Origin of the sequence: Arenibacter palladensis, from assembly GCF_900129275.1 — a bacterium.
GTDB classification, from domain to species: Bacteria; Bacteroidota; Bacteroidia; order Flavobacteriales; family Flavobacteriaceae; genus Arenibacter; species Arenibacter palladensis.
In genome coordinates this window covers 93,164-115,826 of record NZ_FQUX01000003.1, presented here as the reverse complement: position 1 = coordinate 115,826, position 22,663 = coordinate 93,164, and the positions used below count along the sequence as shown (strand labels likewise).

The window sequence follows — 22,663 nt, the reverse complement described above, 5'->3', positions numbered from 1 at the left end:
GCGTTGGGGCGGGTTTAGTTTTATTTTATGTCAAAAAGCAAAATCAAAAAGGAATCAGCGACTAGGTAAATATTCACAAAACTTTGGATTTAGAACCCAAGCCGCATTACCTATATCCAGTGTTGGCGAGTAGGTTTTGTTTGATTTTTAATTAATGGTATAAAAACTGTCTTCTTGATTCTTCATATGCGCCATAAGGGCATTTTTAAGTTCGTTTACTTTAGCATTAAATTCTTGCCTATCTATAAGGTTAACCATTTCTTCAGGGTCATCATTAAGATTATACAGTTCAAAATCAGGATGTTTTCTATAACGTTGAACAATTTTGCTTGCGTCTTCATCATATCCTGCTTTGGCAAGCCACGAAAGATACATTTTACGTACATGACGGTCTTCCATTTTATCAACATAACCAAAATCAAAGCCGTTTATAACTCTAATAGCATAAAGGTTGTTTTCTGATTTATTCCAAATTAATTTAAATTTTCCATCGGTTACCGCCCTCATTTTGTAATCTGGACCTTCCTTAGTATTGTTATATAAGAAATAGGCATATTCTCTGTGTTTTGTATTATTTTCTTTTAGTAGTGGTAGTAAACTTTTCCCATCTAGGTTAGAAGGGACTTCACCACCTGCTGCTTCAATTAGTGTTGGTAAAATATCACAGTACTGCGTTATGGCATTAGTTACAAATTTATTGTTATAAGGTTTTGGCCATTTCATAATGCAAGCAGATCTAACTCCAATATCATAAGTAGTCCATTTTCCACCAGGCATACCAGCACCATTTTCATCTAGGACTATAAGTGCGGTATTAGAATCTAGATTGTTTTTTTTAAGAAGATTTCTGGCGTTCCCTACTTGTTCATCAAAAAGTTTTATTTCAGCTAGGTATTCTGTAAAATACTCACGAGTTTCTTTGGTGTCTACCAAATGTTTTGGAAGTACAATGGTGTTTGGATCCCATAAAGAACTGTCTCCTGCATTCCAAGGAGCATGGGCATGTACTGAACAAATAATCAAACAAAAAGGTTGATTTTTATCACGGTTTATAAACTCACTCACTCCATCCCAGTCCTCAGGAGGTGTCCCACTATAATTGGCGTTTTTAGTAAATCCTTCAATAATTTCAAAAGGATAAACAGATTCAGGCCTAAAATGCATTTTTCCTGTTAGTCCAACACGATAACCAAGTTTATTTAAATGTTGAACAATACTAAGTGTGCCTTCTTTTGTAGCAGCATGATTTACATTACATCCATTATTATTAGGAGTTAAACCAGTAAATAATTCAGCTCTTGTTGGAGCACATATAGCTTCTGACACGAACATATTTTTAAATAAAACACCCTCACTAGCTAATTTGTCAATATTTGGTGTAGTATTCTTGTTTTCAGCTCCATAACATCCAATATCCCTAGCATTAATGTCATCTCCAAGGATAATGAGAAAATTAGGTTGCTTTGTCTGTCCAAATATTTTGCAGCTAATGAATAGAAGAATAATTATGCTTAATTTATGTTTTTTCATTGTAAAGATTTATTTTCATTTGAACAGCTGGCCATCGGTTTAGCTATGGTTTCGTTTAGTTCCCAGCGACCAGACTTCCACGGTTAGTGGAAGAAATTAATGAGGGCAACACGAAGCTGCTTTTGATAGCATTTAACCTAGTTTTCGTTCTAAAAATAGAATAAATAATTGAAGGTAGGTGTAGCCAAAATGAATTATAGCTGTTGTTGTATTGCCTTTTTATTTTTTAGGTATTCCTAGTCTCTTTATCCAGGGGATCTCTGATTCAAAAAATTGGAGTTTAGTTTCAATTAATCGGTTGGTTTTATCGCGTAAAGGTTTAGCTATAAATCGGGCTCTGGAATTACTGAAGTCTAATGTGAATTTTTCATCAAAATCTGTTTTCTTATCTGTAGAAAAACAAACAATTTTTCCGTCTAGGCTCCAATTTCCTTGTCCGTATTTATGTTCTTCCCTAGGAATCCCCCGTTTATGATTGCGATACGAATGAAAATGAAAGGTTCCATTTTGATTTAAAGTTAGTGTATATTCAATGAGGTGTTTTTCTTTATCTCCAGTGCTAAGAAAATACTCGCCCACCAAGATATCCGCTTGGGAGACCAAAGTAAAACTGGACATTAGCAGCAAAATTGAAGTCATTACTTTCATAAGCTTGTTTTTAAATGCATTAGAACGGTTTTGGCTATCGTTTGTTGCGCCTGTCTGCCTCAAGCAGGTGTATAAGCACTAAAGTTTGCAAATAAAAACCGAACCTGCCAGCCGGTAGGCTGGTAGAAAATCCATCCCGCCACACTTTTGGGCATGGGAGGATTTTCGTAAGTAAGCGAGTACTAGCAATGAATTATACATAGTGTTGTGTGCAGTATTTTTTTACTTTCTTACTGTTGAATGTAAAAAGTCCATTTTCCATTTTCCGTCAATCTTTTTAAAAGTAGCACTTTCTAACCAGTCAAATTTGACTGTAGTTGTGTCATTAAAGACAAATTTTGCGTGATTAAAATAATTGATATTACCGGAATTGCTATCCACGTTAATTTTCAGATTTTCAAATTTATATTCAGCTGTATATTTTGGAAAACTCTTCATCATTTTGAAAATACTATCATTGTTAAAAACTACTCCATCTTCATATATAATAAAGTCGTCAGTTGTCAAATCTCGCATTTTTTTAAAATCCATTGTTTCAATTCCGTTAAAATATCCAATTAAAACGGACTTTAATTGATCAGGATTATTAGTTTTTTCTTCTTGACAAGAACTAAATAGTAGAATCTGGGTCAGAAGTAAAATTGACAATTGTTTCATAGGATACTTTGTTGGCATTAGTTTTTTATTCCGTTATATACATTCGGGTTATGTTTCTCCATATAAAATTCAGGATTAGGTATTCCAGTAAACCCAAACTTTTTATAAAGCCATTCAGCTGTATCAGTTAATAAAATCCAGCGTCTTAATCCTTGAAGATTTGGATGTTCCATTATTTCATTTATCAGCCATTTACTTAATCCCTTTCCTCTATATTCCTTTAAAACATAAACATCTCCTAAATAAGCAATAGTTGAATAGTCTGAAATTATTCTAGCAAAGCCAATTTGCTTGTTTTCGTAATAAAGCCCAAAATTCAAAGAGTTTTCAATTGATGTTTTCAAAGTATTGATTGGAATTCCGTTAGCCCAATCAGTTTCGTTTGCAAGGAATTTGTGAATGCTCAAAATATCTAATTTATCCTTGTCAGTTGAAATGGTATATTCATTTCTATGAGCTTCTCTAATTTTCATTTCAGTTTTCTTAATTAATGCCAACGCAGCGCTATGTACGACATCTACGATAGCAGTTGGCGGGTTGTAGCGTTGGTGTGCAATTTTATGGAAATATAGTGAAAACCTTTTTTGGTTTTCGACGGTATTGGGAATAATATGTGGTGGTCCTACCGACCGCAGCGAACACATGAATACATTAAACAATGGCCATGACATGAATAAATTACATACCTGCCTGCCGGTAGGCAGGTAGCTATTGATATGTTGCGTTGATTTCTTCCGTTAAGCGTCCCTCTTGGTAAAAGTACTCTTATCCTACGGTTTTATGTGATCTGACGTTGCGGCTATGGCAAGTAGGGCGGGTGATAGGCACAGACCTTTCCGTCTAGCCCTTAGCCAAAGCTTTTTGTTTTGTAATTATTTTCCTTTTTTCATTGCCAAATCCAAAAGATTTGGCGGTGTCAGCATACACGACCAGACCAATGGATATAGCACTTACCGCCCTATTTTGTATAGCCGATATTGTGTGTGGTTTTTAATTTTGACCGGTATTTTTTGGGATTTTTAATTCGAGCTTTTTAACCATTCTTTATAAGGTTTTTATTAAACGTTCCACTCAATTATATTTATTGTTATCCTTATTTAATAAATCTGTTCTCTTAGTGTAGAAGATCATAATCATCAGAACAGATAAGAATAGAATAAACAACCAGAATGTATTCATACTTCCAGTAAATTCCGGCAAAATTAGTAGATAATTAAAGGCGGCATTAGCACTAATATGTACGATTATGGATGTCAGCACACTTTTGGTATAGTAATAAATCCAACTTATAAAAAGTGTTCCCAGAATAACCCATAATAAAAACACTGTAAAGTCCATTTGCAATGGGACCCCTGTTCCAATCAGATATGCTGGAAAATGCCAGATTCCCCATATCAAACCAAGTATTATACTTGAATATAACAGATTAAATTTATCCATCAATCTGGGAAGTAAAAACCCTCTCCAACCATATTCCTCACCTACTGCAATTAATACAATAACAACAATCTGTGGCAGCAGTTGAGTAGTTCTTAAATCAAATCTGGAGATATCGAAGTCCAAGGAAGTAAGCATGGCTAAAGATGCAAGGACCGGAATTCCAACCATGGAAATAAGAAGCCATTTTAAGCCTGTTTTCTTCACCGTCTGTTTAACGAACAATTCATAGAGACCTTTCTTCCCATTGGTGATGGCAATAAAAATCAGTGCAACTATTGATGGTGTGAAAACAGTTAATATTGAGACATTTGGATCATCTAATTTATAAGAGATAAAACATATTATCGAACTCAAGGCTATAACAATTACCGAGAATATAATGATTTCCCTTTTTCCATTTGGATTCAAATTTTTCATAGTTGAACATAATTTGTTTTGTGGGTAGTGTTTGGCATTAGTAATCTTCCAAATTTTTAATTCATTTAGTTCAATGCCTATACATGAAGACTCTTCAAAAGGATAAATGTTACATCTGAACGGAAATTACACTCAACGTGTTTGTATAAGATTAGTTGCGTAGATAGGCAACAAATTCTGCAAGTACAAACCGAATAGAAAATCCGTCCCGCCACGCTTTTGGGCGTGGAAGGATTTTCGTAAGTGGGCTCGCATCAAGCAATTAATTATATACGTTGTTGGTAGTCGTTTATATTACTCAATTCTTTGTTGAATAATTCCATTTTTGAAAACCGTGTTTATTGATAAAGTGTTTTTAATTGATTCAAGAGGATTTTTATCCAATAAAACCATATCGGCAATTTTTCCCTGCTCAATCGTGCCTAATTCATCAAGAGTATCCATCATTTTTGCAGCATTATAAGTGCCCATTTTAATGATATCCATGGGCTTCATTCCACCCAATTCCAATAGTTGCATTTCTTCGTGTAAGCTATGCCCATGAAAATTATAAGTATTTCCGGCATCTGTACCCAAGACCATATTAACTCCGTTTTCAAAAAGAGTTTTAATGTCCTCAACCTGGAAAGACATAATACTTTCTAATGTTGGATCTTTTAGACCATAGTCGGTCTCAAAAAAACTAAGATATTTTTTAGCTTTTTCTATTTCTGATTCACTAGTTAAGTTGCTGAATCTCTCCTCAGCACTATAAATATTTATAATTTCCGTTTGACTGACCCATTCAGGGTGAAGTGGGTAGATGAAACTTTTATCGATCATTAAAGTAGTGACCCACGAAACGTCAGATTGATAAATATCTTCTATCATTTCTCTGTCGTTTTGAAAATCCAGATTCACTCCGGTAAAATGGATGAAGTTATTTATTCCTGCCTCCAGTGCCATGCGCAATTCTATATTATCACTAATGTGTACAAAAACTTTGGTATTATTTTTCTCTGCTTCTTTTACAACTTTATTAATAAATTCTTGTGGCATTCGAGGTATGGGAGGGGGCATAGGACCATCTTCAATAGTTAGTTTTATACCTTGGATGTCATATTGAGAAACCTCCTTCACCAATGATTCGATTTGCAGCGTATCATTCAAATAAAACACTGTTTTCCCATCTTCCCAATTGCTCGATGCATAGGTACGTACAGGATGACTCCCTTCCATTATAAAATGTTGGCTTGTGTGAAAAACTCTTGGTGCCGGTATAGAATCTTGTTTACCAATTTCTCGCATTTCTTTATAATATTCATTAGTACACGTACTTCCTCCGGGAACAAAAATTGAAGTAACACCAAAGTGAATGAATTTTGGAAAATCTATTTGAAAAGTACCGGTATGAGCATGGCAATCAAATAACCCAGGCATCAAATACTTGTCCGTTCCATCAATAATAGTTTCTTTCTTACTTACTTCTGTTTTGTCCATTAAGGCAATCCTTCCATCTTTTATATATACGTTTACATTTGATTTTAGCGCATTTCCGGTTCCATCTATCAAATGAACATTTGAAATTACAAAGTCGTATTTTTTACTAGGACTTTCTGTGCAACCAACTATATAGATGAAAATAAGTAAATAGATATATTTCATAATATTGGTTTAAATGACTACCAACGGCTCGGCTAAGCTTCGTGCGGAGGTACGCCGTCTGCGTTAGCAGCGGGCGAGTTGGCGCGCTGGCCCGTTTCCGCCTGCCACGCCAAAGGCGTGGTCTATACACGAAGCTAAAGCTTATTGCCCGCCCGTACCGAACGGCTACCTGCCCGACTTTGTTATTCAGGCGGGCGTTCGGGCGGGTTTAGTTTATTTTTTTGTCCAAAGCTAAATCCATAAGATTTAGCGACTTCATAAATATACACAGACCTTTCGATTTAGCCCTAAAATTCGCATTACGTTTAGGTATTGTTAGCTGCCGGTACGACAGGTTTGAGTAAGCACATTTCGATTCCGTTCACCATTTTAGTCGGTTCGAGTAAAATCTATTTGCCCAGACTAGCTCAAAAGTCTATCTGCACAACAGTTACTTCTGAGTAAGTCAGTTTACAGAAAATTGCTCTGAATTTTGCTGCTAAAAATGTATCTAATTTATTGCGATAAAATAACCGATTACGGATAATATAATTAGTCCAATTATTAGCATTCTTAGAGGGAATCTAACTAAGAATAGTTTGGAGTTAGTTACGATTTCGTATTCGCGATTTCGTTTTAAATATATTATGCTTAACCTTTGTCCGACCATATAACTTCCATCTCCTTGGTCTAATTCTTGGATTATCGTATTTCCATTTGTATCACGGAATTGTACTACTGGATAAGTTGATGTTCTATCCCCATATTCTAAATCTTTTTCGGCATATAATTTTCGGTCAATAATTGTGGCAATCGTTTTAATCCCGTTTTTCTTAATTATTGAATTTTTAATTAGTCCATTTATACCTCCAATTAGAAGAATTAGACCTGGGATGTCAAACATTAAAATCGGTATGATATGATCGTCCATTATATTGTTTTGGAGTACTTGCAGCCAACGGTCTTGTATATGAAAAGTAGCGGGTTTACGTGCGAGGATTTTCCGCAGGAAAATCAGACGTAGTAAACTTGCAACGAGCTTTGGTTAAGCCCAAAATTGAGCAATTATTTTTATACGTTGTTGTAACCAGTTATTTTTCATTAAAGCTTTGTTTCTTATTAAAGTATCTTCTTAAAAGATAGTTTCTCAAGATACTCAAAACCGTTAAATAAATTGTAATTAAGGTATTTTTACCAGAATGGTTTTCTATTCCCAGAACCGGAAATATTATATGTAATGAAATTATAGTGACTAAAAAACCAACTGTCACATTCGCCAAGCTTTCAACGAAAGATTGTTTTTTAGTTTGCATTATTTATGATTTTAACTTCTGAAGAGAGTTCGTTATTTTCAAGTAGAATAATTCTGTAACCAGAAATAGCAGTATTTATTTTTATTTCAGAAATGTTTTTTTCAATCTGAAAAGCAACTGCTGGCGTAATGTATTGTGTAATGTTTTTATACACTAAAGTACTCTCCATATGATAGTGACCACAATGAATAGCAATTTCGTTTGGTACTTCCTCTAATACCTTGATGAGGTCTTCTCTGTTTTTCAACTTACCTATTTCATCTACTTTTAAATTAAGTCCAATAATCGGATGATGGATAAAAATGATAATAGGATGAGATAATATAAGTTCTTTTTTTAACCACTCGAGTTGTTTAATATCTATAATGCCTGAAGAAGAATCTAAATAGATAAACTTGAAATGATTTTTGAGCTCACTTCTATAGATTTTTTTTGAATTATAATCAGCTCCTAGATTATAATGCTTGGAAATTTTTGTAAAATTATCATGGTTTCCTAAAGCAATTGATAAGTCCATTTTTTTAAGCTGGTCAAAGAAATATAGGATACCTTTATTTTCTCCGATGTCACCTGTGCATACAATATGATTAATCCCATTATCTTTAACACTTGCTAAGATTTTATCAAATCGTTTTCTTGCAGATATTTTGTCCTCAAAAGGAAATTCTTCATCAAGATGTAAATCAGTAATGTGCGCTATTTTTTTCACCATTTAGCTTAGTTTTCTAAAATCAAAAGTAATGGCGTTTTTTTATGAAGAGTTATAAAATCTTGCTGATTTTATAAAGCTTTCCTGAATTGTGTTGGTGATAATCCAACGTGTTTTTTAAATACATTAGAAAAGTAAGCTGTATTATCAAAACCACATTTAATAGCAATTTCAAAAATAGAATCCTTTGAATACTGAAGTTTGTTTTTCGCTTTTTCCAAACGAATATTTTTTAAATATTCAAGAGGGGTATTTCCATTAATTTCTCTAAAAAGTCTGTGTAAATAATATTTACTAATTCCAACATCTCTACTTATTATATCAAGTGAGATTTTTTCTTTAAAATTATCATTTAAATACTCTTTAGCCTCTATTATTGATTTATATAACTCTCTTTTTGTGTCGTGTTTAATTACTTTTAGGTTCATAAAGTTATTATCAATAGAAACTTGCTCTTGAACAATTAGTTCAGAAATCGTAATAAATAAATCATCTATTTGTTGTTTCAAATCAATTAGGTTGTTCTCATATAAGTATACTAATTCATGAAGTAAGTTGTTGATTTTTTGGTTTGAATTTCTTTGAATAATTTCAAGAAATTTAATTGTAGAATTACTTCTTGAGTAAAAATGAGATATTTCATTAATCAATTTTGGCGATAAGAATAATGATAAACCTTTTGTTCCTTTTTTTGCTTCGGTGGTAATTAGACTATCATTATTTAAAATTAAATATTGACTTTTTGAAACTTCTATATCTTGATTATTATAGTTATAATGTTTTACACCATCAATAACATACTTTATTGTATAAGTAGATTGATAGGATATTGAAATGTCATCAGAATGATTAGAGTACAATAACTTATTTTCCAATTGATTAGAAAAGGTGGGAATAGAGGTTATTTCTTCAAGTTGAATCATATGAAAAAAGCATTATCGTTTGAGTCAGTTAATTGGTTACAACGGTTGGGCTATGAAACGTAGCGTGCAAATTGACGCTGACATTTCGGATTATCACTTAGCGAAATTTACAATTTTCGCTTTAACTTTCTTTCATTTAAATCGTCAAATTGTAAATTTGGCGGTTTTCGCAAACACACACAAACCTTTCGGAAAGCCTGATTTAGCTATGTTTTATAGCCGTTGTTGTGAGCTGGCTTTTTATTTTTTTAGTGTAATCGTACCTAATGGAATAATTCCAGAACCATGAGGCGCTATACTCATTTTATAGTATAGGTCTTGTTCTTTCAAGATAAGTCCAGCCCTTGGGGTTCCAGCTGCTTCATAAGATAATGTTATTACATAAAAAATATACTCCTCATTAGGATTAATGGTTTTTTGTAAAATGCTGGCATTATCAAAATTTGCGTCTAAATATGACTTTATTTCAGTTAAGCCATAGTTAAATTTTGAAAGTTTATTAACCGAGAATTTTTCTTTAGGCAAAAATAACTTCAAGTATGAGTCAGGTGGAGTGAAAATTGGAAATGAATCAGCGGGAACATTTATGTTTAGCTCTAAAGGGATATCAGTTTCATTTATTATTCGAGTCCAAAAGGCTGCAAACCCATGTAATTTTCCAGCTGAGTTAGAATATTGTAATCCATTCGGTTCAATCATTCCTCCCTTTGGGAAACTGTTTTGTATGGTAATCCTTTTTCCATTAACGAGGGTGTATGTAGTATCCGCGTAGATGTATTTTTCAAAATCATGATTCCGTGATGGTTGTCCCTTATTACTATGGGCAATGGTTTTTATTTCCGATTGAATGGCTACTTTTTCTGTTTTCGATGTACTTTTTTGTTTGCAAGAACAAAACCATACTATGGAACAAATCGATATTATTAAAACTCTTTTCATATTTAGCTTGCTCACAACGGTCTAGTATAAGAATAGTAGCGGATTTGCACTCACTAGCTTTTCAGATAAACACAGACCTTTTTTATATTTACTTTCTTTCGTTTTAGCGATTAAACCGCTATTATTTTTATACATTGTTGGCAACAGTATTTTCTTCATATTCGAATATCATTTCAGGATATAATTCCTTAATATCGATTTCCTTTTTAGGGTCAAAAAAATCTTCTGGGATATTTTTAATCAGACGATATGTTTTAATTAAGTTTTCATCTTTCCACGGTTTTCCGAGTTTAGAAATTGAATTTAAAAATAAAAGAGCCTGTTCGTGATTTGAGAGTTGAGCTCTAATTAATTTAATATACTCGTATTTATCAATGTCAATTTTTTTATTGTGACAATAGGCAATCGATTGAAACAAATGGCGATAATAATGACCTAATCTTGATTGGTGTCCTTCAAAAGGCACGTAATTAAATTTTCGTTCTTTTTTTACTTCTTGTTTTTGTGATTGTAGTTCATCAGTCAATTTTTTCACTTTTGTTTTATCATAATTGGAAAGTGAATTTTTTAATATCCTTGTAGAATTTGGTCCAATACCGTAAAAAAATGCCAAATATGAAATTTCAATAATTTGTTTTTTTTCTAGCTTGTCATTTTTAAAAACGTCTTTGACAATTTTCATTATTTCCCTAAACTCTCGAATAAATAACACGAAAATTTTTTTCCCGTTTTGTGTTTTTAGAGTTATTTCTTGAACATTATCCCTATGAAGTCTAATTAGTTCAAAAAAGCGTGTTTCAAATTTCTCAATTTCGGAAGTTCTCCTTTGGTCTCTCAAAGTTGTATATAGAAAAATAACACTTACTAGAGCAAAAAGAGTTCCCATATATCCACCAATGAAGCTCCCAAATTCGCTCGCATTGGTGGAATTTAATTCATTACCATTAAACGCTTTAAAAAGTAAAAAAAATATGAATAATAATTACACCAACCGCTATTGTAACTAGCTCAATCCAATTTCGTTGCCACCAATTTTTAGGTTTGTAATCTGGTCTTAAATAAGGTTTTACGGGTTGTTTTGTTTTCGTAGACTCTTTATTTTCCATAAAACTTTTTTTCAGCTTCAATTAATGGTTTGTGCCATTCCCACAATTCTTCAAGGGTTTTAAAATCATCTGGTATTTGATTTCCATCTTGAAAGGCTTCATTAGGTGTCATAGGCATTGCCCAATGATGATAACTCTCTACCGTTCTTCTTGGATGTAAAGCCAATGAGGAATCGAAATAGTCATTACAGTAGTGATAATGATGTGTGTGAATAAATGTATCCCACGATTTTAATAATTTTTTCTCATCTTGAATATCTATCAATTCAAATTCTTCCATTGCTCTATCCTCAACATTTCCCCAAGCTTTTTGAAGTAAGTCGATTGCTTCTACATCACTTACTGGTGCAGAATAACCAAAAACGGAAACTCTTTCTGCTTCTTTTAATCTATTGCCAAGTACTTCCCATTGTCCGCTTATATAAGTGTCGCTATTATAATCTTTTTTGTCTACAGGATATAATAATTTAGTTGGCTCAAAATCACACAATGTTTTTTTAGAAGTCCAACCAGCAGGACCAACAGTTCCATTTGATTTGTCAAATCCTAGAGAAACACAACCGTGTAAATGTAAAATCCCAGGACTTTCTACGAATTCACTATTTCTTACGTATGCTTTATAAAGAAATGGATCCCAATTAAACGTTGCAATTATGTCTTTCCTATGTCTCAAAGAAAGTATAAGATGGTCATATATTGTAGGCTCATCAGGTAATTCCAATTCGCTAAAGTATTGGTATACTTTTTTTTCTATATGTACTCTTTCGGCTTTAAATTTATCATCCTTTGCCAATAAACTATATAGTTTTTCAAAATCTTCTTTTAAAAGTTGGTATTCTTTTGGTAACTTGTTGACCACGTTAGTCAATCCTACAATGTCAACTACATTCCACATTAAAGGAAGTGCTTTTCCATTTTTTTCAGGATTTCTTAATGTCGAAGCATAAGTAGCTCCAGCTCCAAGAATTACAACGTGTGTTCCTTTTCCGTGTACGATTTCTATTTCTTCTTCTTTGGTCATATTGTTGCCAACGTCTCGTATAAGAATAGTTGCGGGTTTATGTGCGAGGATTTTCCGCAGGAAAATCAGACGTAGTAAACTTGCAACGACCTCTGGTTAAGCCCAAAATTGAGCAATTATTTTTATACATTGTTGGCAACAGTTATTTTATTTATTCGTTCACTTTTTATTATTCCAGTTAGTCCATTTTTTTCCATTTCTAACAGTAGGTTTTCCGAAACAAAGTAATTAGTATCTATCCGCGTTGTGAAAAAATCTAAACTAGAGTCAAAATTGTCGTTTAACACAATATTTTCGGTATTCACAAATAATTCTTCTTTGTAATCAATTGGGCTATTGAAACTGATATTTTCTTTGTCGTTAGTAAATGAATGACCTTTATAAAACACACTATTCTTAAAATCAATCCAAGAGTTTAAAATTAAATCTTGAAATAATAGATAATATTTTTCCCTTACAAGCTGTCCTTTATTATCAAAAAGTTTTAGAGGAATAAATTCCGAGTATTCTCCAAAATTGAAGTTTTTAAATATAGAATGAGTTTTTTCATCTATTACAAAGTGGCAACCAAATAGATGTGGGCTAAAACTTAAAATGTTTGTCAAGTATGCTTTTTTTAAAAGCTGACAATATTCAATTTCAGAGACACCATTTATTTTTCTATTCTTTTTAGAGTCAAATTCATAGCCATCATAAAAGTCAGAAAGTTTTTTATATTCAATTAGGCTTTTGAATTTTTTTGGCTTGATTTCACATTGATAAATTCCATTTTTTACTCCAATAATTGATGGTTCAGATTCTAAAGTTATGGGAATGTATCTTTTCATTTCTAATTGTTGCCAACGTGTTTGTGTATGATTAGTTGCGTGGTTAAGCACGTAATTTAGCAAATAAAGACCGAATAGAAAATTCGCGAGAATTTTCGTAAGTAGTCGAGAACCAAGTAATTAATTATACACGGTGTTGGCAAATCGTATTTATTTCCATATTATTCTATTGTCCTCTATTTTCTCTGTTATTCGATAATCTTTATAATCCACAAGATTTATACTTTCAGGATTTGTTTTCTGTCCTTTTTCATAATGACAATCTGTAACTTCAAACTCAATTACTTTTGTTAATTCAAATTCGTGTCTTAAAATGTCTTTTCTGACTGCGACATTACTTGTTTTAAATTTATTTCCAACGCTTGGATAGATTATACATTCAAAATCAAAAGATGTTCCTTTGTTTTGAGGATTATCTAAAATCTTTTCTGAAAACATTGCACTAATTAAATATTCATAATGATGTTTAATTGGTTTTGAATATTCGTAACCTAATACGTGGAAATAAGGTTCCATATGGTCAGTCAAAACTTTGTCGTGAGTTTTTTTATATTCATTGAAAGCTCTAATTGCATTTGTAGAGTTTTCGTTTACTCCAAAACCTTTTTCGCTATGAGAAATTGGATAACTATTATATTCTCTTTCTACAATCGGTTTCCAAACTCCAACTGTTACTTTATCTCCGATTTGTGGCTTAATCTCATTCAGAGCTGTATCAATCGTTTCAGCTCCATAAAACACATTCGTTTTCGGCGTGTTTGCTCGGTTATATTTGTTGATTTTTCTAACGATATGTAAAGGTGGATATGATAGAAGACCTTTTTTAGTCAAAGACTCTTTGTTACCAATCAAATGTTCGTTTATTACAACACGATAAAGTTGGTAAATAGTCAACTTGTTCGCTAAAACGGGAAAATAATTAAAAGCGTAGAAGATATAATTCTCGAAATTCTTAAAGTCTTTTTGCGTGAAACTTTCAAATTCCAAGTCTTGTAAAGATTTGTAGAGAATTCCGTAGAAGAGAACCAAACCTTGCATTATTTCCCTTTCGGCATCGCTAATTGACATTCCGACTGCAAGTTTTTTAGAAATCTTTTGCTCGATAGTTTCGTGTTCTCCTTTCAACCATTTTTTGGTGTCTGGGATTTTCGGTAAATCTCTAAATTCGGTTTGCCACTTCGGTTTTTTCATATGTTTGCCAACACATATATATGTGTAATTAAAGGTTAAGATATAAAAATAATGGTATACCTCCTTATCTCCTATGCATAAATAGATAGGGGGATTTTTAAAAGTTGTCATTTTATATATCATTTTGTATCTTACAGTATATTGATATACCTAATGACGAATGGATTTTTCCCAATATACTTTTAAACCTGCTGTGCATCGGAACAAAGATGTAATATTGGTTTTTTTTCCATTTAATCCCCATTTGGTACAACAATTTAGAGAACGCTTTACCTCTGCAAAATGGAGCAAAACCAATAAGGCGTGGTATTTACCGGATATACCTGCGGTTAGAAAGGCCTTGAAAATAGAGCAGCGACCATTTATTGAAAAACAACTTCCCAAAATAGCTCCTGTTAACCAAACTGCCCTAATACGGTATTATGATCAGCTTAGGTTAAAAGCGCTTAGTCCAAACACCATTCGGATCTATATTGCAGAGTTTGTACACTTACTTCAATTGATCAAAAATTATCCTGTGGATGAGCTTACACCTAAAAAATTAAAGGATTATTTTCTCTATTGCGTTTACCAGGAGAAAATGGGGGAACGCAAAATGAACGGTAAAATAAATGCCATTAAATTTTACTTTGAAAAAGTATTATATAGGCCACAACTCTTTTTTGATATTCCGAGACCTAAAAAACCGGCTACCTTACCTAAAATGTTGGCTAAGAGTGAAGTGGCAAAGTTGTTTAAACAAGTAGAAAATTTAAAACATCGCATTGCTCTGGAACTTTGCTATGGTTTGGGACTTAGGGTTTCAGAAGTCGTTGCTATTAAAATAAATGACATTGATAGCTCTAGAATGGTTGTGCATATTCGTGGTGCAAAAGGAAAGAAAGATAGGATGGTACCGCTACCCGTAACGCTATTGCCAAAACTAAGAAAGTATTATAGAGAATATAATCCCAAGGAGTATTTGCTTGAAGGCAGGTATGGGGGGCAATATTCCAGAGGTAGCATACAGAAGGTGTTCAAAGAGGCCATGAAAAGGGCAGGTATCAAAAAAAATATTGGGGTTCACGGCCTTAGGCATAGCTATGCAACCCACCTTTTGGAATCGGGTACCGATATGCGGTTTATTCAGGAACTATTGGGGCATAGTTCTATTAAGACCACTCAGGTCTATACCAAGGTAACACCACGTAGTCTTGCGAATATCGAAAGTCCGTTAGATTCATTATAATGCTACATTAAACGAAGGTTAAAGGTTAGTGAAGAACTATATAGGATTTTGACTTGTGGGCTGCTTACTTAAACAAGACTGGGTTTAGCATATAAGGAATGCCAGTAGTTTTGGCGCTAGACTGTATATCCCTAATAACAAATCCAGATTATTTTAAAACGCGATAGTTTTGCTATCGAAAAGTCCAGGCCACAAACCTGCTCTTTTTATTGCCCTGTTCCATAGCTATAACCTGGACATCTGTAGGGAGGGTTTTATTAATGGCCCTTTTTATATTTTTTAGGTTTTCCTTTTGGGATACCAAGGAGGTGAACCAATGTACCTGGTCTTTAAATTGTACACTTTCCTCTGCCATCTTTTTTACAAATGCTTCTTCACCGCCCTTATACCACAACTCGTTGGCCAAGCCTCCAAAATTTAGACGCTCCATGTCCTCCAATTGCAGGTTCCGCACCTTCCGCAGATTTTGTTTTTCGGCATCTGTACGGTTCTTAAAAAATGGGGGATTGCAGACCACTACGTCAAACTCGTCTTCAGGCTTAATTATATGTTCTAAAATGCTGTTTTTAAAGCGTTGTTGCCTAAGGTCAATGTTGGCCAATACGCTGTTTCCGTCAATAATTTCCTGGGCATTTTTTAAGGCATCAAGATCTACCTCACTGGCCGCACACTGCCAATGGAAGTGACAGTTAGCCAAAATGGGATAGATAAGGTTGGCACCCGTACCAATGTCCAACAAACGGAGAGTGGACTTTGGAATCAGGTCCGCCACATGCAAAAGGTAATCCAAGCGTCCAGGAATTGGGGGACAGAGATTCTGCTCCGGAATATCCCAATAGTCAAGTCCATAGTGTGCTTTTAATAGGGCTGTATTCAATGCCCTTACTGCCAGCTGGTCTCCAAAAGTTATGGTTTGGTTGCCATACTCATTTACAAAGACAAATTTCCTTAGTTCTGGGGAATGCCGCATAAGTAAATCGAAATCGTAGGCTTTGGAAAACGGATTTTTTGGATGCACGGGTATGGTTCTTAAGAGGGCAAAGTTAGCAAAAGCTTATCTAAATCGATATTTCTTTCCTGGGGTACCACTTATTCTGAAAAGCTCCATGTCACTAGAGTCGTATTAGCTTCTGAGGGAATGGGTATCGGGCAACAATAAGGGGCTGTGGTTCATAATTGCCATAAAGAATTAAACCCGCCAAAAATTATTTAGTAAATTTAAGAATCGGGCAATCAATATAATCACACCAAAAAACCACACCTATGGAATTTACCTTAAAAACGACATTTAATACCACGGCAAAACAAATTTATAAGGCATGGCTTAGTACCCAAGGCCATACTAAAATGACCGGAGGTGAGGCCTTCGTTTCCGATAAGGTTGGCGATCCGTTTACCGCATGGGACGGCTACATTAAAGGGGAGAATCTAGTTTTGGAACCCTACCATAAAATTGTGCAATCCTGGAGGACTGATAATTTTAAAGAAAACGAGGATGATTCGCAAATTGAGGTGATCCTTTCGGAGACCGATTGTGTAACCGAATTGACTTTAATACATAGCAAAGTTCCTGAAGATGGCGAACATTATATTCAGGGATGGCAGGAACATTATTTTGAACCTATGAAAGCGTATTTTGAACCATGAAAGGCTGCTTCCAAGCAGTTCATCCTGTTGAAATTTAGCTTGTTCAACTATAATTCCTTTTGAACGATTTGGGGGTAATACCGCTATTTTTCTTAAATACTTTCGAAAAATGTGCATAATCTTCATAGCCTAGAATTTCGGAAATTTCTGCTAGGGTATTATAGCTATGGACCATAAGTCTCTTGGCTTCGAGCATTACGCGTTCAGAAATGATTTGGGTGGTGGTTTTGTTTAAGGTGGTTCTTAAAATTCTATTTAAATGCTTGCTGCTAATATTTAAGGCCTCTGCGTAAAATTTGGCCGATTTCTGTTCTTTGTAATATAGATCAATTAATTTTTCCAACGCCCTAAGCGTGCTGATATATGACATGGAGACTACCTCCTTTTTTGGCTCCAGTTCTATATAATGGCGGGAAAGATCAATATAGACAGTATTTAATAGACTCGCCAATTTTTGTCTTTTTAAGGGGAGATCGGAGTAATATTCCTGATTTATTTCCATGAACTGGGATTTCACGGTTAGGATTTGGTCCAAGGTAATGTTCACAATTGGTGGGTTTTTAAATGAGTAATAAAAAGGAAATTGGTCTAGTTTGGTATTGGTAAAATGAAGCTCAAAGAACTCTTGGGTATGAAAAAAGATATAGCCCTGTGGACTAGTGTTGAATTGCCAAAAATGGGTCTGTCCAGGTCTAAGAAAAAAAACACAGCCTGGTTTTACGGCATAGGTTTCAAAATCTATTTCATGTATACCCGATCCTTGGGTAAACAATACACAAAGGAAAAAGTTATGTCTGTGGGGTTTGTGAAAAAAATCCCTATTATTTTTTAAGTGGATTTCTAGGTCATTGCTGTAAAAATCCTCTAGCTGGGCCTTATGCTCAAATTGTTTAATGTCAAGAATTGGAATTTTTTTCATGCCGATGGGTCTAAATGTCCGAAATGTACAAATAATGGTGATAATGGGATAATTTTATTTTTGGAGGGATGTCCTAAATTTGCAATATAATTTTACCATATCATTATGATTATAAGCATGTTTAAAGGTAAATGTCCCCATTGCAAAAAGGGTGATATTTTTAGTGCCAAGGGGAGTTCATTACTTTTTAAGATGCCCGTAATGGGAAAAAGATGCAAAATTTGCAATTATAAATTTGAAGTGGAACCTGGCTTTTTCTTTGGGGCAATGTTTGTTAGTTATGCCTTGGCCTGCGCTGAAATGATCGCCTGTTTTGTGATTACATGGGCAATTCTTAAAATTCCTGTAATCTATATATTTTTATGTGTGGTAGGTATAGCCCTCTTAAGTAGTGCCTTCAATTTTAGGTTGTCCAGGACAATATGGATGTATTTATTTTATAAAAAAGCCTAATGCACTTTTTAGGTTTTTGCCCACCATAATTGTCTATTAAATCTAGTTCATTTCCTTGTTCTTAATTGGGGTAATATAGGCATTGAACCTTGATAGACTTAATAGGTAGGAGTGAGATGCTTAAAAGGGAAATAGCTTTGGGACAAGGTGCGTTATCTGTTCCAATTTATTTATAATCCAGCTTGACTAAGATTGTGTATGGGTGCGGTGCTACCTAATTACCATAAGGGTAGAAACATTGATGATTAGGGCACAGAACTGCAAGGAGTTGTACCCTAAGCATCATTTTTTCATGAAATTATTTTTCCCAAGTATCTGTCCTAAAGGATGATGCTGGTAAGCCTTCCGTATTGAACAAACTGCCAGCCTCGCAATTGCTAAATGCATACCTAACGGCAACGGGGTTTGTAACCCCTTCTGCCCAAACACTAAGGCTCTTGTCCCCATTAATTTTGGCTTTGGCAGGATGAAAGACTTTGTCCGCACCGGCCACTTCAAAGCCAATTAATGGCTGTCCGTAACTGGAGAGACCGTTCTCAATATAGTCAAAGGACAACGTTACCTTGCCCTCTTTAATTTCTTCTATTTTTTTATACACAGGACCACTATAGGCAAAACCTTCCAAGCCGTAATCCCTTGAAAGTGCCCACAGGGCCAATCTATCACTTACCAATTTTTTCTCCCTAGGGTGTATATAATCACAATCTCCAATGTCCATAGTTACAGCCATACCAGTGTTCTCAACCGTTTTCATAGTGTGCAATTGTGCCTCCCTAACATAGCCTGCATTGCCGCCATCATAGCCATAAGGAGCAATTTGTACGAAGTAAAATGGAAATTGGCCCTGTTGCCACTTTTCCCTCCAAGTTTTGATCATAGTGGGGAACAGTCGACTGTATTCCTCGGCCCTGCCTCTGTTGGATTCTCCCTGGTACCAAATGGCTCCCTTTATGTTGTACCCTATCAAGGGGTTGATCATGGCATTGAACAATAGGGTAGGGGTGCGCTGTGGTGCTCCTTCTGGAAGTTTACTTGGAAGCTCTATGGTACTGAATTGGGAAAGCGTCTCCTTATCCATCCAGGTTTCCACATTGGACCCGCCCCAAGAGGTATGTATAAGTCCTATGGGTATGTTCAAGAGGGTATTCAGTTTTTTTCCAAAGAAGTAGGCAGTGGCACTAAAGTCCTTTACGGTTGCCGGACTGGCCTCGGCCCATTTTCCTTCCACATTTGTCAGAGGTTCCAAACTGCTGGCTCTTTTTACGGTAAACAGGCGTATCTGGCTGTTCTTGGAGTTTAAAATGGCCTCGTTGCTACCATTTATGGGTTGGTTGTTAAATCCTTTTACGGGCATTTCCATGTTGGATTGCCCAGAACACAACCAAACCTCCCCGATCATCACATTTTTAAGCTCAGCTTCATTGCTACCCTTAATGTTTAGGGTGTAAGGTCCGCCATAGGAAGGTGTTTTAATCTTTAGTTTCCATTGCCCTTGGGCATTGGCAGATGCGGAGGCTTCTTCCCCCCAGCTAGCTGTTATTTTAATTTTGGTATTGGGTTTATCGGTTCCCCAAATGGAAACATTGTCTTTCTGCTGCAAGACCATGTGGTCCCCAAAAAAGGCCGGTAACTGTATTTGTGCAAAGGAGACAGTGGCAGTGCTTAATAGCAATGCCAATAATAAGGTTTTCAATACTTTCATAGTTGTTTAAAAAATAGTGTATTAGGTTATTATTAAAATGTTCCTCAAGAAAATACACAGGGAATTTGCATAAGGAGATAGTACTCCGATAAATGTAACAAATATTTATGGTTTCAAGTTGGGTAGAAAGTCCACAACTGTTTCCAGTAATATGGTTGGTAGCGGAATTGTAATCGAATTAAAAGGAATTTTATATTTTTTCAATACACGGTCCTAGGACTAGGGTTGATGCAATACTATTTTATCGATCAACAATTGAAAGTTTTCAGTTCTTTTGTTCCCAAACAGAAAGACGATTTCCTCAATGTATTCTTTTGAAAAATTGGGCAGGTCCAATTTTCTGCCCCGAAAAGAAGGGTACATATCTTTGAGCGATACCCTTATTTCTTCCCATTCCCCGGAAGTTGGAAAGGTAGTGATATAGGAATAATAAGTGCTGGAATCGTCCTTTACCCTAAATTGATATTTCTTCCCGTCGCCTTTGAGCTGAATGCTAATGTAACTATCAGTCGTTACTTGTAGTTTGTCAAATCTGTAACGGACAGAAGAGAATCCACCATTGTTTTCCAAAGAGATTTTGCCCGCAAATAATCCATGTCCGTCAGGGCTCAAGGTAAAGCTGCCTACCGATAAGCCACCCATGACCCCATCATTCACAATTCTCCATTCCTTGATGTTGGAATTTTTGTTGAAATCGAAAATTATTTTTGAGGTCATAAGTGTCATAATAACTAAAGTGGCCAAAAGATACTTCATAATTTACCTTTAGGGTAATTTACGACAACTTAGGCTAAAGACCATATTCAATTAGGGCATTTAGGAATGATATTAATACGGATTGAGTGGCATTATTTCCCAAGCCTGTACCAATTCCTTTAAATTGTAATATAACTCCCAAGTTTACTTCATTGGTTACCTAATGGACAGATTTACGCATCCTTGGGATTTGGCTATGCATTTTAGTAAATGGACCGCTCCACTTTGTTCTTTATAGAAGGTATGGTCTGTAGGTATTCAAAAATGGCCCCGGCTTCGGCATCGGTAAGTTGAGGATAGGGCAGCATGGGGTAGGTCAGGGCCTTTTCACCCTTTTTCTGCCCATACTTAAGTGCATTTATAAAATCTTCCTTGCTCCAGTTGCCAATTCCAGTTTCCTTGTCCGGTGTTAAGTTGGAGGTAAGCATTACCCTTCCCTGCAGATCCAAGGGTTTATTACCGCCTGCAAAGTACCCTTCACTTAATTCCGGATTTAATAAATCGTTGGTTTTAAAGTCGGCCGAGTGGCAGGCAAAACAATCCAGATTATGAGCCAGGTATTTGCCCAATTCCACGGGGTCGTTTTCATTGGGCAGGGGAATTGCTTCTGTGGGCATAGGAAGGGGTTTAAAAGCCACCCTACATAAGAGTTTGGTCAATAATGAAGGCATGGGTGGGATATCGGGTGTGGGATCGGCATTGACCATAGGGTGGTCCGATCTTAAAAACGAGATAATGGCATTAATATCCTCATCGGCCATATGCGGTAATTTTGCCATATAGGGAGGACTGTATTTTCCATCCCTTTTTATACCCGTTCTTAGAAGATATACCAGTTCGCCATCTGTCCAATCCCCAATACCATAGGTTTTGTCCTGGGTAATGTTCTGGGAATATATTTCTCCAAATTCCGGTGGCGCATCCATCATCTTTTGTCCGGTAAGTTTATTGGTTTGATGGTTTATATGGCAACTGGCACACAACATAACGGCTAATTTTTCGCCCCTTGCTATCGCTTCTGGACTACTTTTTACCTTAAAATCAACTTTTTCAACTTCATAGGAAGGAATTTCGCTGGCACTGATAAAGATCAATGCAATGGCAATTAAAAGAACAATAACTCCTAGTCCGATACCAACAATTTTAAATACTTTTTTCATCTTAATTATAATTAATTAAACAAAGTGTACTCAATATGTGGGAACGTTTTATTTTTTATTGAAATTGTTATCTACACACCTTGGCCAGTATTCCGTAAATCGGTATTATTTTACGCAATACACCGTAGTTCTTGTTCAATATTAAATTCTAAAAATGTGGGGGATAAATTTTAAGAAAGAATTTTATCATTGGTTGTCCATTGGTCATACGGTAGGCTTAGTTGTTGGTTGTTATCATTGTATACTCCGCAGTCCATACTAAAATTAGTGAATTTTTCGATTAAAGCGATGAAGAATTTTTTAACAATCTACTTTTAATCAGAGAGTTGTAGGTGTTTTTTTTAACCGGATTTTCTCTCCATTATTTGTGAAGGGCTAATTGAAGCTTTTCCCTAGGAAACAAAAAGGGTTTTAAAGTATTGGGTTTTGCGTGGTTTCACTACAGTGATACTGA

The 22,663-nt window shown here is 35.0% G+C and carries 23 protein-coding genes; 3 read left to right on the top strand and 20 right to left on the bottom strand.

What is annotated here, in order from left to right; all coding sequences use genetic code 11:
- Nucleotides 1–147 precede the first annotated feature (147 nt).
- The 15 genes from BUA60_RS10540 to BUA60_RS10465 all read right to left on the bottom strand — a co-directional run bounded on the left by BUA60_RS10540 (nt 148) and on the right by BUA60_RS10465 (nt 14,344).
- On the bottom strand, nt 148–1,530 hold the full coding sequence (locus BUA60_RS10540; protein WP_072861749.1) for a sulfatase family protein: 1,383 nt from the start codon (nt 1,528–1,530) through the stop codon (nt 148–150).
- A 219-nt stretch (nt 1,531–1,749) separates the two neighbouring features.
- The gene (locus BUA60_RS10535; RefSeq protein ID WP_143153172.1) at nt 1,750–2,178 is read right to left on the bottom strand and encodes a copper resistance protein NlpE; all 429 of its coding nucleotides are present in this window, start codon (nt 2,176–2,178) and stop codon (nt 1,750–1,752) included.
- Between the two features lie 222 nt (nt 2,179–2,400).
- Entirely contained in the window at nt 2,401–2,835 is a 435-nt protein-coding gene (locus BUA60_RS10530; protein WP_178346990.1) for a nuclear transport factor 2 family protein, read from the bottom strand.
- A gap of 17 nt (nt 2,836–2,852) precedes the next feature.
- Nucleotides 2,853–3,308, bottom strand: coding sequence for a GNAT family N-acetyltransferase (locus BUA60_RS10525; RefSeq protein ID WP_072862057.1), 456 nt, complete (start codon nt 3,306–3,308; stop codon nt 2,853–2,855).
- A 598-nt stretch (nt 3,309–3,906) separates the two neighbouring features.
- Nucleotides 3,907–4,692, bottom strand: coding sequence for a CPBP family intramembrane glutamic endopeptidase (locus BUA60_RS10515; RefSeq protein ID WP_072861745.1), 786 nt, complete (start codon nt 4,690–4,692; stop codon nt 3,907–3,909).
- 294 nt (nt 4,693–4,986) lie between these two features.
- Nucleotides 4,987–6,336: an amidohydrolase family protein gene (locus BUA60_RS10510; protein WP_072861744.1), complete on the bottom strand. Its 1,350-nt coding sequence runs from the start codon at nt 6,334–6,336 to the stop codon at nt 4,987–4,989.
- Nucleotides 6,337–6,826: 490 nt separating this feature from the next.
- Nucleotides 6,827–7,246 carry a DUF3592 domain-containing protein gene (locus tag BUA60_RS10505; protein WP_072861743.1) on the bottom strand — a complete coding sequence of 140 codons (420 nt, stop codon included), beginning with the start codon at nt 7,244–7,246 and terminating at the stop codon, nt 6,827–6,829.
- A gap of 160 nt (nt 7,247–7,406) precedes the next feature.
- A complete protein-coding gene (locus BUA60_RS10500; RefSeq protein WP_084532562.1) occupies nt 7,407–7,628 on the bottom strand; it encodes a DUF7220 family protein in 222 nt (73 codons plus the stop codon).
- Nucleotides 7,618–8,340 (bottom strand): metallophosphoesterase family protein, encoded by a 723-nt coding sequence (locus BUA60_RS10495; RefSeq protein WP_072861741.1) that lies wholly within the window; start codon nt 8,338–8,340, stop codon nt 7,618–7,620. Before BUA60_RS10495 ends, BUA60_RS10500 begins: the two co-directional genes overlap by 11 nt.
- A 68-nt stretch (nt 8,341–8,408) precedes the next feature.
- Entirely contained in the window at nt 8,409–9,260 is an 852-nt protein-coding gene (locus BUA60_RS10490; protein ID WP_072861740.1) for a helix-turn-helix transcriptional regulator, read from the bottom strand.
- 240 nt (nt 9,261–9,500) lie between these two features.
- Nucleotides 9,501–10,199, bottom strand: a complete 699-nt coding sequence (locus BUA60_RS10485) for a hypothetical protein (RefSeq protein ID WP_072861739.1) — start codon at nt 10,197–10,199, stop codon at nt 9,501–9,503.
- 127 nt (nt 10,200–10,326) lie between these two features.
- Complete coding sequence (locus BUA60_RS10480) at nt 10,327–11,085, bottom strand: putative phage abortive infection protein (RefSeq protein ID WP_072861738.1); 759 nt, start codon at nt 11,083–11,085, stop codon at nt 10,327–10,329.
- A gap of 209 nt (nt 11,086–11,294) precedes the next feature.
- Nucleotides 11,295–12,326, bottom strand: a complete 1,032-nt coding sequence (locus BUA60_RS10475) for a hypothetical protein (RefSeq protein WP_072861737.1) — start codon at nt 12,324–12,326, stop codon at nt 11,295–11,297.
- Between the two features lie 122 nt (nt 12,327–12,448).
- Nucleotides 12,449–13,153 carry a hypothetical protein gene (locus BUA60_RS10470; RefSeq protein WP_072861736.1) on the bottom strand — a complete coding sequence of 235 codons (705 nt, stop codon included), beginning with the start codon at nt 13,151–13,153 and terminating at the stop codon, nt 12,449–12,451.
- Between the two features lie 150 nt (nt 13,154–13,303).
- Nucleotides 13,304–14,344, bottom strand: a complete 1,041-nt coding sequence (locus BUA60_RS10465) for an RES domain-containing protein (RefSeq protein WP_178346989.1) — start codon at nt 14,342–14,344, stop codon at nt 13,304–13,306.
- 160 nt (nt 14,345–14,504) lie between these two features.
- On the opposite strand from BUA60_RS10465, the gene BUA60_RS10460 reads away from it, so the two are divergent.
- Nucleotides 14,505–15,572: a tyrosine-type recombinase/integrase gene (locus BUA60_RS10460; RefSeq protein ID WP_072861734.1), complete on the top strand. Its 1,068-nt coding sequence runs from the start codon at nt 14,505–14,507 to the stop codon at nt 15,570–15,572.
- 172 nt (nt 15,573–15,744) lie between these two features.
- Here BUA60_RS10460 and rlmF read toward each other — a convergent pair whose 3' ends face one another.
- Nucleotides 15,745–16,590 (bottom strand): 23S rRNA (adenine(1618)-N(6))-methyltransferase RlmF, encoded by an 846-nt coding sequence (gene rlmF / locus BUA60_RS10455; protein ID WP_072861733.1) that lies wholly within the window; start codon nt 16,588–16,590, stop codon nt 15,745–15,747.
- A 245-nt stretch (nt 16,591–16,835) separates the two neighbouring features.
- On the opposite strand from rlmF, the gene BUA60_RS10450 reads away from it, so the two are divergent.
- Nucleotides 16,836–17,219, top strand: coding sequence for an SRPBCC domain-containing protein (locus BUA60_RS10450; protein ID WP_072861732.1), 384 nt, complete (start codon nt 16,836–16,838; stop codon nt 17,217–17,219).
- A gap of 43 nt (nt 17,220–17,262) precedes the next feature.
- Here the strand turns inward: BUA60_RS10450 and BUA60_RS10445 are convergent, their stop codons facing one another.
- Nucleotides 17,263–18,138, bottom strand: coding sequence for an AraC family transcriptional regulator (locus tag BUA60_RS10445; protein WP_072861731.1), 876 nt, complete (start codon nt 18,136–18,138; stop codon nt 17,263–17,265).
- A 201-nt stretch (nt 18,139–18,339) separates the two neighbouring features.
- Here BUA60_RS10445 and BUA60_RS10440 point away from each other — a divergent pair, with 201 nt between their 5' ends.
- The gene (locus tag BUA60_RS10440; protein ID WP_245802528.1) at nt 18,340–18,591 is read left to right on the top strand and encodes a DUF983 domain-containing protein; all 252 of its coding nucleotides are present in this window, start codon (nt 18,340–18,342) and stop codon (nt 18,589–18,591) included.
- A 298-nt stretch (nt 18,592–18,889) separates the two neighbouring features.
- On the opposite strand, the gene BUA60_RS10435 is transcribed toward BUA60_RS10440, so the two are convergent.
- The 3 genes from BUA60_RS10435 to BUA60_RS10425 all read right to left on the bottom strand — a co-directional run bounded on the left by BUA60_RS10435 (nt 18,890) and on the right by BUA60_RS10425 (nt 22,209).
- Nucleotides 18,890–20,293: a sialate O-acetylesterase gene (locus BUA60_RS10435; RefSeq protein ID WP_084532561.1), complete on the bottom strand. Its 1,404-nt coding sequence runs from the start codon at nt 20,291–20,293 to the stop codon at nt 18,890–18,892.
- Between the two features lie 219 nt (nt 20,294–20,512).
- A complete protein-coding gene (locus BUA60_RS10430) occupies nt 20,513–21,049 on the bottom strand; it encodes a CIA30 family protein (RefSeq protein WP_072861729.1) in 537 nt (178 codons plus the stop codon).
- Between the two features lie 203 nt (nt 21,050–21,252).
- Nucleotides 21,253–22,209, bottom strand: a complete 957-nt coding sequence (locus BUA60_RS10425; RefSeq protein ID WP_072861728.1) for a c-type cytochrome — start codon at nt 22,207–22,209, stop codon at nt 21,253–21,255.
- Between the last annotated feature and the right edge of the window lie 454 nt (nt 22,210–22,663).

Coding starts and splice junctions, on each gene's coding strand:
- BUA60_RS10450 (WP_072861732.1), top strand. CDS start 16,836: ATGGAATTTACCTTAAAAACGACATTTAATACCACGGCAAAACAAATT.
- BUA60_RS10530 (WP_178346990.1), bottom strand. CDS start 2,835: ATGAAACAATTGTCAATTTTACTTCTGACCCAGATTCTACTATTTAGT.
- BUA60_RS10515 (WP_072861745.1), bottom strand. CDS start 4,692: ATGAAAAATTTGAATCCAAATGGAAAAAGGGAAATCATTATATTCTCG.
- BUA60_RS10480 (WP_072861738.1), bottom strand. CDS start 11,085: ATGGGAACTCTTTTTGCTCTAGTAAGTGTTATTTTTCTATATACAACT.
- BUA60_RS10430 (WP_072861729.1), bottom strand. CDS start 21,049: ATGAAGTATCTTTTGGCCACTTTAGTTATTATGACACTTATGACCTCA.
- BUA60_RS10490 (WP_072861740.1), bottom strand. CDS start 9,260: ATGATTCAACTTGAAGAAATAACCTCTATTCCCACCTTTTCTAATCAA.
- BUA60_RS10505 (WP_072861743.1), bottom strand. CDS start 7,246: ATGGACGATCATATCATACCGATTTTAATGTTTGACATCCCAGGTCTA.
- BUA60_RS10435 (WP_084532561.1), bottom strand. CDS start 20,293: ATGAAAGTATTGAAAACCTTATTATTGGCATTGCTATTAAGCACTGCC.
- BUA60_RS10540 (WP_072861749.1), bottom strand. CDS start 1,530: ATGAAAAAACATAAATTAAGCATAATTATTCTTCTATTCATTAGCTGC.
- BUA60_RS10475 (WP_072861737.1), bottom strand. CDS start 12,326: ATGACCAAAGAAGAAGAAATAGAAATCGTACACGGAAAAGGAACACAC.
- BUA60_RS10470 (WP_072861736.1), bottom strand. CDS start 13,153: ATGAAAAGATACATTCCCATAACTTTAGAATCTGAACCATCAATTATT.
- BUA60_RS10485 (WP_072861739.1), bottom strand. CDS start 10,199: ATGAAAAGAGTTTTAATAATATCGATTTGTTCCATAGTATGGTTTTGT.
- BUA60_RS10425 (WP_072861728.1), bottom strand. CDS start 22,209: ATGAAAAAAGTATTTAAAATTGTTGGTATCGGACTAGGAGTTATTGTT.
- BUA60_RS10510 (WP_072861744.1), bottom strand. CDS start 6,336: ATGAAATATATCTATTTACTTATTTTCATCTATATAGTTGGTTGCACA.
- BUA60_RS10440 (WP_245802528.1), top strand. CDS start 18,340: ATGGGAAAAAGATGCAAAATTTGCAATTATAAATTTGAAGTGGAACCT.
- BUA60_RS10535 (WP_143153172.1), bottom strand. CDS start 2,178: ATGAAAGTAATGACTTCAATTTTGCTGCTAATGTCCAGTTTTACTTTG.
- BUA60_RS10445 (WP_072861731.1), bottom strand. CDS start 18,138: ATGAAAAAAATTCCAATTCTTGACATTAAACAATTTGAGCATAAGGCC.
- BUA60_RS10465 (WP_178346989.1), bottom strand. CDS start 14,344: ATGAAAAAACCGAAGTGGCAAACCGAATTTAGAGATTTACCGAAAATC.
- BUA60_RS10460 (WP_072861734.1), top strand. CDS start 14,505: ATGGATTTTTCCCAATATACTTTTAAACCTGCTGTGCATCGGAACAAA.
- BUA60_RS10525 (WP_072862057.1), bottom strand. CDS start 3,308: ATGAAAATTAGAGAAGCTCATAGAAATGAATATACCATTTCAACTGAC.
- BUA60_RS10500 (WP_084532562.1), bottom strand. CDS start 7,628: ATGCAAACTAAAAAACAATCTTTCGTTGAAAGCTTGGCGAATGTGACA.
- BUA60_RS10495 (WP_072861741.1), bottom strand. CDS start 8,340: ATGGTGAAAAAAATAGCGCACATTACTGATTTACATCTTGATGAAGAA.